Here is an 8,702-nt window from a genome sequence, read left to right on the forward strand (position 1 = left end):
TTTCGACTCGCTCTGGAGGAGCAGTGCAGAAGCAGAAGTGGCTCATCACCGGCGTCAGTACGGGCCTTGGGCGTGCCTTCGCCCAGGCCGCCCTGGCCGCCGGGCACACCGTCGTGGGAACGGTCCGCTCCGAGGAGGACCTGCGGGCCTACGAACAGCTCCGACCCGGGTACGCGCACGGCCGCATCCTGGACGTGACGGACGACGACGCCGTCCTGAGTGTGGTCGCGGAGGTGGAGCAGAGCATCGGCGCCCTGGACGTCGTCGTCGCCAACGCCGGTTACGGCCTGGAGGGCACCTTCGAGGAAACCCCGCTGGCCGAGGTGCGGCGGCAGTTCGAGGTCAACGTGTTCGGGGCGGTGGCCACCCTCCAGGCAGCGCTGCCGTACATGCGCCGGCGCCGCCGCGGACACCTGATGGCGGTCACCTCCATGGGCGGGCTCATGGCCGTGCCCGGCATGTCCGCCTACTGCGGCAGCAAGTTCGCCCTGGAAGGCATCCTGGAGGCGCTGGGCAAGGAGGTCGCACAGTTCGGGATCCACGTGACGGCGATCGAGCCCGGCTCCTTCCGCACCGACTGGGCCGGACGGTCCATGACACGCGCCGCGCGGTCCATCGACGACTACGACGAACTGTTCGGCCCCATCCGTGAAACGCGGCAGAAGGCAAGCGGGAACCAGCTGGGCAATCCGGCCAAGGCCGGGGACGCCGTCGTGCAGATCGCGTCGGTCGACCGGCCGCCGGCCCACCTCGTCCTGGGCTCGGACGCGCTGCGACTGGTCACCGCCGCGCGCACGGCCGTGGACAAGGACATCCGCGCAGGGGAGACGCTCTCCCGTACGACCGACTTCGCCGAGGGCGCTCAGCTCTGATGCCCGGTCACCATCCCGCGCGGAGCCGGCGCACCACCGAACGCAAGGGCGATGTCCGGGAGCGGGCCATCCTCGACACCTGCGAAGTTCTGCTGGCGCACAAGGGCTACGACGCCATGACCGTCGGCGACATCGCCCAGGGCGCCGGCATCACCCGCGGCACCCTGTACTTCTACTTCGGCTCCAAGCAAGAAGTGGTCGCGGCACTCGTGGCCCGCACCGTCGAGCACCTGTGGGAACGGTCCCGGGCGACCGCGGAGAACGACGAGCCGCGCCAGGCCGTCGCAACCGCCATGCAGCGCACGGTCGACCTGTGGAACGAACACGGCCTGGTCATGCGCACGGCCATCGACCTGTCGTTGACCGTGCCGGAGATCGGCGAGCTGTGGAGCCACACGGCTGACTTGTTCATCACGGCCATCACCGCCGTCCTGGAACGAGCCGGCGTTCAGGCAGGCACCGAACCCGAACAAGCCTCGGCGATGGCACGCGCCCTGTGCTGGATGATCGAGCGGACCTTCTACCACGCCTCGCAGGAGTCCCGCGAGAAGCTGCAAACGGCCTCCTCGACCTGCGAACACATCTGGCTGATCGCCGCCGGCCTGACCGACTGAAACAGCCGGCAGGGACGGTGAAGCATCACCGTCGACGCCTACTCACTGCGGCCCGGCGGAGCCGTCGTCCGCACCAGGGCCGCGTGCCCCGGGACGGGACGGAACGGGACGGGCTCCGCCGGGCCGCACCCAAGGCCGTATTGAGAAAATTAAGTTTCGCGCGTTGCAATCTTAAAAATCTCAAGGTACAAATGAATGGCAGGCTCGTAGTCGAGAGCAAGGGAGCCGAGGGTGGACTGGCAGGAACTGACGGACCTGACGCACGGGCAGCCGTTCGTGGTCGAACGGGTCCGCCTCGCCGGCAACGGCGTCGCGATCGAGGGGCAGTTCGAGCCGCCGCCGCTGGCCCAGCTCGGCATCGACGACCAGGTCTTCGTCGCCGCGTTCGTACGGTCGCACGGTTCGATCAAGGAGATGGAGCGGATCTTCGGGGTGAGCTACCCGACGATCAAGTCCCGGCTGAACCGGATCGCCGAGCGCCTCGACTTCGTCGACACCGACCCGGCACCCACCGGCGCCGACGTCGTCGACCGCCTGCGCCGGGGCGAGATCAGCGCCCAGGAGGCGCTGGCCGAGCTGGAGAAGTCCCGATGATCCCCCAGCTGGTGACGGTACGCGTGCGCCGTGCCAACGGCCGTCGGCTGCGGCTGTACGTCCCTGTCCTGCTGGTCCTGCTGGTGCTGTCACCGCTGCTGCTGCTCGCGGTGGCGGGCGGACTGGTCGCATGCCTCCTCACCCGGGTGAGCCCGGTGGGTGCGCTGCGGAGCACCGGGCAGGTGCTGTGGGCGCTGCCCGGCACCCGGTTCGAGATCGAGCAAGGCCGTACGGCCGTACTGGTAAGCGTCAGATGAGTCAGAGGAATGAGGAGCACCAGTGAACGAGCAGCGCCGTCAGATCCTGCAGATGCTGGGCGAGGGCAAGATCACCGCGGATGAGGCCGAGCGGCTGATCGACGCCCTCGAACGGCAACAGCCCGAGTCGCCGCCCGGAGCCGCGTCCCGTCCGAAATCCCGGCCCAAGTACCTGCGTGTGGTGGTGAACGCCACGGACGACTCCGGCGGCGACGGGACGAGCCGGGTCAACATCCGGGTCCCGCTCCAGCTGCTGCGCGCCGGGGTCCGGCTCACGAGCCTGATCCCACCGCAGGCGCTCACCAAGGTCAACGCGGAGCTGACCAAGTCGGGGGTGCCGATCGACCTCGCCCAGCTCAAGCCGCAGCATCTTGAGGATCTGATCGACCAGCTCGACGAAGTCGACATCGACGTCGACGACCCTGACGCCAAGGTGCAGGTCTTCTGCGAGTGACATCACCCCGGTCCCGGACGCCCGCCCGGACCACGGGGTCGGACCGCCGGCCGGGCGGTTGGCGGCCGCACAACAACACCTGGCTAACCCTTCACGACGTCCTTGACGAACACGATGCCGTCGCTGTCCGCCAGGTGGGCCGGGTCGAGCGGGGAGTAGCCGAACCAGGGGGATACGCGGGGCGCGGGCGGCGCGTCGCCGAGGGCGGTGGCCAGCCGCGGGGCGTCGATGACGCAGCGGTCCTCCGGGAGTGCGTACAGGAGTCCTTCGACGGTGTCCGGGGGCGGGGTGTCCACTCCCTGGTGCCGGATCGTGCCGAGGGCCGTGGCCACGAAGGCGTACTCCGCGCCGAGTTGGGTGCTCACCAGCGCACCGGCGCTCCACCACTCCACCGGCCCCTGCCACATCCGCATCGTGCTCCTCCCCCGCTGGAGGTGGGAATTGTGGGCGGCGACGACCGCCGGGCCCCGAGCGGCGACGGCGAGGAGGTTGTGGGCCATCATCTGGTCCCGCAGCGCGCACAGCCGCGTCATGCGGGCCGGTGAGGTGTCGGCCATCCAGTAGTGGTAGCGCAGCAGCCCGGTGGCGGTACGTCCGTACAGGCGCGCCCGGTCCAGGTCGTCCCGTGAGGTCGCCGCGAGCAGGTGGGGCGTCTGCCCGTCGAGCAGCGCCACCAGATCGTCGGCGAGCAGCCGCAGCTCCCTGGCCTCGGCCGACCGCCCCGCGGACCGGGCCGGGTCCGTCATCGCGGCGGGGTCGGTCCACCGGTCGTCGGTGTCGAGCAGGCGGTCAAGTGTTTCCGCGGTGCAGGGGAGCAGGGCCGTCTCCACCCGGGCCGACAGGTAGCCGTGGAGTGCGGTGAGGGACTGCCGGGGGCTCGCGGCGCCGGTGATCTCCAGTGGACCGTCGAAACCGGCGAAGCGGACCCATTCGGACGCGGGCCGGCGCTCGTTGTGGGCGCGCATCCAGCGCACGAGTTCGCGGTTGGCCGCGAAGGTGCCCCAGCCGTGGCTGAATCCGTGCTCCATGACCTCGTCGAGGGTGCCCGTGCCCGAGGTGACGTGGTCGTCCACGACCAGGCCCGTCATGCAGTCGCTCTCGATCGCGATCGTGCGGTAGCCCTCCTGCTCGACGAGTTGCCGGAACAGTTCGTTGCGCAGGTCGAGCAGGGTGTCCTCGCCGTGGGTGGGCTCGCCCAGGGCGAGCAGGCGTGGCCGGGCCGCAAGCAGCCTCATGACGGCGGCAGCGTCGACAGGATGGGCGATGTCCTCGATGTCAGTAGCCATGCCTTCAACGGTATCGTTGAACCTTCGGTGGAAACTTCTGCGCGATACCACCGCGATATTGTCGGTTTCATGGGGCGAAACCTTCAAAGCAGTGAGCGGCTCAGGCCGGTCGATCTGGCGCGCGGGCACGGTCTGTCCACCCAGGCGGTCAGGAACTACGAGGAGGCCGGCATCCTTCCGCCCGCCGGTCGCACGCAGCACGGCTACCGCACCTACACCCCGCTGCACGCGGGGGCCCTGAGCGCGTTTCTCGCGCTGGTGCCCGGCCACGGCCACCGGACGGCGACGGAGATCATGCGGGCCGTGCACCGGGGAGCGGTCGACGAGGCGTTCCACCTCATCGACGAGAGCCACGCCCAACTGCTCGACGACCGCCGGACCCTCCAGGCCGTGGAGAGCGCCCTGCGCGACCTGGAACCCGCCACGGCGGCCGAGCCGAGTGTGGAGTCCGGGCCCGACGGCACGTTCATCGGGCCGCTGGCGGGGAAGCTCGGCATCCGGCCCGCGACGCTGCGCACATGGGAGCGCGCCGGGCTGGTGAGCCCGCGCCGCGACCCACGGACCGGATACCGCGTCTACGACGAGGCCGACATACGGGACGCCCGGCTGACCCACCAGCTCAGGCGGGGCGGCCAGCCGCTGGAGCAGATCGCGCCGCTGATCGCCCAGGTGCGGGCGGCGGGCGGGCTGAAGCCGCTGGAGGCCGCGCTGTACGACTGGCGCGCTCGGTTGTCCGCCCGTGGACGGGCGATGCTGACCGGGGCCGCCGAACTGGAGGCGTACCTCCGCGAGCGCGGATAAGGCTGCACCAGCCTGCCCCAACGGCGCCCGCCCGAACGTCACCCACTCGGGCATGGGGCCTGTTCGCACCGAGCGGCATGCGACGCCGGCCGGCGTACCTCGGACAGGCGTGCCGTTCAACGCCGTGGGTTCCGCCCGCGAGGCTCTGTGGACCCGGTCGGCTCCGTGGGCTCAGTCGGTTCGATGGGTTCGATGGGTTCGATGGGCCCGGGGTGTGAGAGTGCGGCGAGGAGTTGCAGTTTCTCGTCGCTGTCGCCGTCCTTGTCGGGGTAGTAGACGACGAGGATGACGTCGTCGATGGGGAGTTTGTCGCGGTGCAGCCGCAGCTCACCGACGACGGGGTGGCGGACGGTGGTGGTGCCTCCGTCGAGGTTGCGGACGTCGTGTCGGGCCCACAGGGTGCGGAACCGTTGGCTGGACAGTGCGAGTTCTCCGACGAGTTCGACGAACCGGGGATTGTCGGTGTCGTCTCCGATGCTGGTGCGCAGGGCGGCGACGAAGTCGGCGGTGGCTTTCGTCCAGTCCTGGTGGAAGACCTGTTCCTCGGGATCGAGGAGGAGGGAACGCAGCCGGTTCTGGCCGGGCCGCAGACGCGGGGAGAGCGCGACGGCCATCGGGTTGGAGGCCAGCACGTCGAAGGCGCGTCCTTCGACGAACGCGGGGATCTGGAGGTGGGCGAGGAGCTGGTGCACCCGTGCCGGTACGTGCTCGGGTCGCCTGCGGCGCGGTGCCCTGGGGCGGACTGCCGCGAGGCCGAGCAGATACGTCCGCTCGATGTCGTCGAGACGCAGGACACGCGCGAGTGATGCGAGGACCTGGGGCGAGGGGTTCTTGTCGCGGCCCCGCTCCAGGCGCAGGTAGTAGTCCGCGCTGATTCCGGCGAGCAGGGCGACTTCCTCACGGCGCAGGCCGGGAACGCGGCGGATGCCGCCGGGCGGGATCCCTGCCTGTGCCGGGGAGACCAGCTCACGTCGGGCGCGAAGGTAGCTGCCGAGCCGGTTGTCCGATTCCTCATCCTTCATAGCGACACCGTAATGCGGTGCGCGCGTCTCAGCGGGGGCCCTGGCAGGACCAGGGAAGACGGGAGCCCTGCCACACCCGGCGAATGCCGTCAAGACTCGCGGCATCGCTGTTCGAGAGGGACGGCGAGCTTCGCTGTTCGAGAAGGACGGCGAAGATCACTGGAAGCGCCGCCGACCTGAACGCCGTCGGCGCCCTGAACTGAAGGGAAGATCTCGTGGATCTCTCCAACCGCACCGTTCTCATCATCGGCGGGACCTCGGGCATCGGGCGAGAGCTGGCCCGCCGGTTCGCCGCGGCGGGCAGCACCGTGGCCATTGGCGGTCGCAGCCCACAGGCGCTCTCGGAACTCGCCGGAGAAGGTTTCGGCACGTTCGCCATCGACGTCACCGACGGTGTCTCCGTCGCACGTGCCCGCGACGCCGTGCTCGCCCAGTACCCCGGCCTGGACACCGTGGTGACGATGTCCGGCGTCATGCTCCTGGAGGACCTGCGTGACCCCGCGCACTTCGAGGCGGCACGGACGACGATCGACACCAACCTGGTCGGCACCATCCGGGTCGTCGACGCCTTCACCCCGCACCTGATCGAACGCGGCGCCGGCACCTTCATCACCGTCACCTCGGGCATCGCCTTCCTGCCGTTCCCGCCCATGCCCACCTACGCCGCCTCGAAAGCCGCGGTGCACGCCTACTCCGAGGCACTGCGCGCGCAGCTCGACGGCACCGGCGTCAGCGTCGTCGAACTCGTCCCCCCGGCCGTCGCCACGGCAGGACAGGAGGAGGTGAACCCGCACGCACTGCCGCTCGACGATTTCGCCACCGAGGTCACACAGCTCCTCGCACAGGACCCGACCCCTGACGAGATCCTCGTCGAGCAGGTCCTCATGCACCGCTGGGCCGAGCGCGACGGCACCTACGCCGACCTCGTCGCCCAGCGCGCCAAGGCCCTGGCCATGCTCCCCGGCCGCCAAGGCTGACGTCGTTCGCCGAACTACCTTGCTCGCAACGGTGAACCCCGACGCGTGTCGAACGCGCCGGGGTTCCACGACAGGCTCAGTGCCGAGTCGGGAACAGTTGGAGATGGGCCTTCCTGCCGGAGACCGACTTCACCCAGATCTTCAGGTTGTTGAACTTGACGGTGCCGCCCGGGCTGGTGCCGCCGCCCAGGCTCCCACCGGCGGCCGACATCTTCACGGCTCGGGAACTCACGCTCGTGATCTTCACATCCCCGAACCCGAACTTACGGCGGTCGACCGTGATGGTGTGGGGCGCCGACACGGTGATCTTGCATCGCCCGTCGTAGCAGGGCCCGTTGGCAGCGGACGCGGCCGGCGTCAGCAGAGCGAACCCGAGTACGCCCGCCATGGTCAGCGTCACGGCGGTTGTCGTCGCGGCCCGCCGGCGCATACCGGTAGTCATCTGTGGGGCCTCCTGTTTCAAAGGGGGATTCTTGCTCGTCTTTCCTAACCCGCCGGGCGCGGGACCCCTCCCGAGGAAGGATCCGGGCGCCGACGCACAACGCCGCCGGCGCCGCCGGCCAGATCGCCCCGCCGCCGGGCGACCCGGCCGACGAGAGCGAGGAGCGGCGGTGCCTTCAGGTGTGCGGTGGTACGCGGCGCCGGGCGAGGTGGCCCCGCAGTCGTCACTCGTGGGGAAGGCCGCTTTCCTCCCCGGTGGACAGCGCTGCGTACCCGGAGTGAGACGGCTCCGCCCGCCGAAGCCGGTGTCGGCGCTTCGGCGGGCGGAGTGTGCGGTGCGTCAGGCCATGCGCCACTTCTGGTTCGAGGTACCGGCGCAGTTCCACAGTTGCAGGACGGTACCGGCGGCGGTGTTCTTGTCCTTGGCGTCCACGCACAGGTCAGGAGCGACGTCGACGAGGTCGTAGGACTTCTTCAGTGCGAACCCCTGGTTCGCGGCGCGCGACGACGAGCACGTCGCGAGCCGCACCAGCGCGCCGTTGCCCGGGTCGGAGACGTCCAGGCACATCGTGCCGCCGAAGGTGCGGGCGGTTCCGTCGGACGGGAACGTCCAGCCCTGCGACGGGTCACCGCTGTTGCAGTCGGCGAGCACCAACTGGGTGCCGGCCGCCCGCGAACCGCCCTGGGTGGCCAGGCAGCGGTCGGCGGCGAAGTTCAGGACGAGTCCGCCGGTGAAGCTGACGGACGTGCCCGTCGTCTTCGGCGGCTGCGCGGCCGAGTGCTGGGTGCCGCCGCCCGTCGTACCGCTGCCGGTGCCCGTTCCCGGCCCGGTGGTCGTGCCGTCCGCGCTGGTGTTCCCCGACTCGGAGTGCGGCGGCGGCGCGGACTGTCCGGGCAGTCCCGGGAGGACGTCCTGCGTGGACGGTCCGCCCTTCTTCCCCGGGGAGTCGGACGTGGCCGCGTCGGACGGCCGGTGCGAGGCGGGCCCGGAGGCCGGGGACGAGCCGCGCGCCGACGGGGTGGACGCCGGGTCGGTGCTCCGGACGGTGGCCGCGGCCTGTGCGGTGTCGTCGCCGCCGAGCCGTGAGACGCCCGCTGCCACACCGACGCCCACGACCGCGAGGCCGGTCACGCCGGCCACCGCGATCGCCACCCGACGGCCGGGCTTGAGCAGACGGAGACCGGAGAAGTAGTGGTGGCGGGAGAAGTCGGCCGCGAAGGACTTGCCGCCCTGCGCGGAGGGTTCGGCGGAGAGCCGGACCGACGGTGTCTCGTCGTCGGCCCGGATCCCACCGGCCGAGGGCAGTGGCTCCTCATCGGGCTTGGGGGACGGCGGCCGCGTGGCCTCGGGTCCGCCGTGGGGGGAGGGTGTCGTCATGGGTAA

11 protein-coding genes are annotated in these 8,702 nt (G+C 70.5%); 7 read left to right on the forward strand and 4 right to left on the reverse strand.

Annotation, left to right across the window (positions count from 1 at the left end):
- The first annotated feature begins 23 nt into the window (after positions 1-23).
- The 5 genes from ACFY2B_RS04855 (at position 24) to ACFY2B_RS04875 (ending at position 2,791) form a co-directional block, all read left to right on the forward strand.
- Positions 24-872, forward strand: coding sequence for an oxidoreductase (locus ACFY2B_RS04855; protein ID WP_390761711.1), 849 nt, complete (start codon positions 24-26; stop codon positions 870-872).
- Positions 872-1,486, forward strand: a complete 615-nt coding sequence (locus tag ACFY2B_RS04860) for a TetR/AcrR family transcriptional regulator (protein ID WP_390761712.1) — start codon at positions 872-874, stop codon at positions 1,484-1,486. Before ACFY2B_RS04855 ends, ACFY2B_RS04860 begins: the two co-directional genes overlap by 1 nt.
- A gap of 231 nt (positions 1,487-1,717) precedes the next feature.
- The gene (locus tag ACFY2B_RS04865; RefSeq protein ID WP_390761713.1) at positions 1,718-2,080 is read left to right on the forward strand and encodes a DUF2089 domain-containing protein; all 363 of its coding nucleotides are present in this window, start codon (positions 1,718-1,720) and stop codon (positions 2,078-2,080) included.
- Positions 2,077-2,337, forward strand: a complete 261-nt coding sequence (locus tag ACFY2B_RS04870) for a hypothetical protein (RefSeq protein WP_390761714.1) — start codon at positions 2,077-2,079, stop codon at positions 2,335-2,337. The genes ACFY2B_RS04865 and ACFY2B_RS04870 overlap by 4 nt, the downstream gene beginning before the upstream one ends.
- Before the next feature lie 22 nt (positions 2,338-2,359).
- Positions 2,360-2,791: a hypothetical protein gene (locus tag ACFY2B_RS04875; protein WP_390761715.1), complete on the forward strand. Its 432-nt coding sequence runs from the start codon at positions 2,360-2,362 to the stop codon at positions 2,789-2,791.
- Positions 2,792-2,874: 83 nt separating this feature from the next.
- On the opposite strand, the gene ACFY2B_RS04880 is transcribed toward ACFY2B_RS04875, so the two are convergent.
- The gene (locus ACFY2B_RS04880) at positions 2,875-4,077 is read right to left on the reverse strand and encodes an erythromycin esterase family protein (RefSeq protein ID WP_390761716.1); all 1,203 of its coding nucleotides are present in this window, start codon (positions 4,075-4,077) and stop codon (positions 2,875-2,877) included.
- 69 nt (positions 4,078-4,146) lie between these two features.
- Here ACFY2B_RS04880 and ACFY2B_RS04885 point away from each other — a divergent pair, with 69 nt between their 5' ends.
- On the forward strand, positions 4,147-4,878 hold the full coding sequence (locus ACFY2B_RS04885; RefSeq protein ID WP_390761717.1) for a TioE family transcriptional regulator: 732 nt from the start codon (positions 4,147-4,149) through the stop codon (positions 4,876-4,878).
- 116 nt (positions 4,879-4,994) lie between these two features.
- Here ACFY2B_RS04885 and ACFY2B_RS04890 read toward each other — a convergent pair whose 3' ends face one another.
- Complete coding sequence (locus tag ACFY2B_RS04890) at positions 4,995-5,900, reverse strand: helix-turn-helix transcriptional regulator (protein WP_390761718.1); 906 nt, start codon at positions 5,898-5,900, stop codon at positions 4,995-4,997.
- A 215-nt stretch (positions 5,901-6,115) separates the two neighbouring features.
- Here ACFY2B_RS04890 and ACFY2B_RS04895 point away from each other — a divergent pair, with 215 nt between their 5' ends.
- The gene (locus tag ACFY2B_RS04895; protein WP_390761719.1) at positions 6,116-6,877 is read left to right on the forward strand and encodes an SDR family oxidoreductase; all 762 of its coding nucleotides are present in this window, start codon (positions 6,116-6,118) and stop codon (positions 6,875-6,877) included.
- Positions 6,878-6,953: 76 nt separating this feature from the next.
- Here ACFY2B_RS04895 and ACFY2B_RS04900 read toward each other — a convergent pair whose 3' ends face one another.
- Positions 6,954-7,319, reverse strand: coding sequence for a hypothetical protein (locus tag ACFY2B_RS04900; RefSeq protein WP_390761720.1), 366 nt, complete (start codon positions 7,317-7,319; stop codon positions 6,954-6,956).
- 339 nt (positions 7,320-7,658) lie between these two features.
- Positions 7,659-8,696 carry a ricin-type beta-trefoil lectin domain protein gene (locus tag ACFY2B_RS04905; RefSeq protein WP_390761721.1) on the reverse strand — a complete coding sequence of 346 codons (1,038 nt, stop codon included), beginning with the start codon at positions 8,694-8,696 and terminating at the stop codon, positions 7,659-7,661.
- Between the last annotated feature and the right edge of the window lie 6 nt (positions 8,697-8,702).

Source organism: Streptomyces sp. NPDC001270 (genome assembly GCF_042896695.1).
GTDB lineage: Bacteria > Actinomycetota > Actinomycetes > Streptomycetales > Streptomycetaceae > Streptomyces.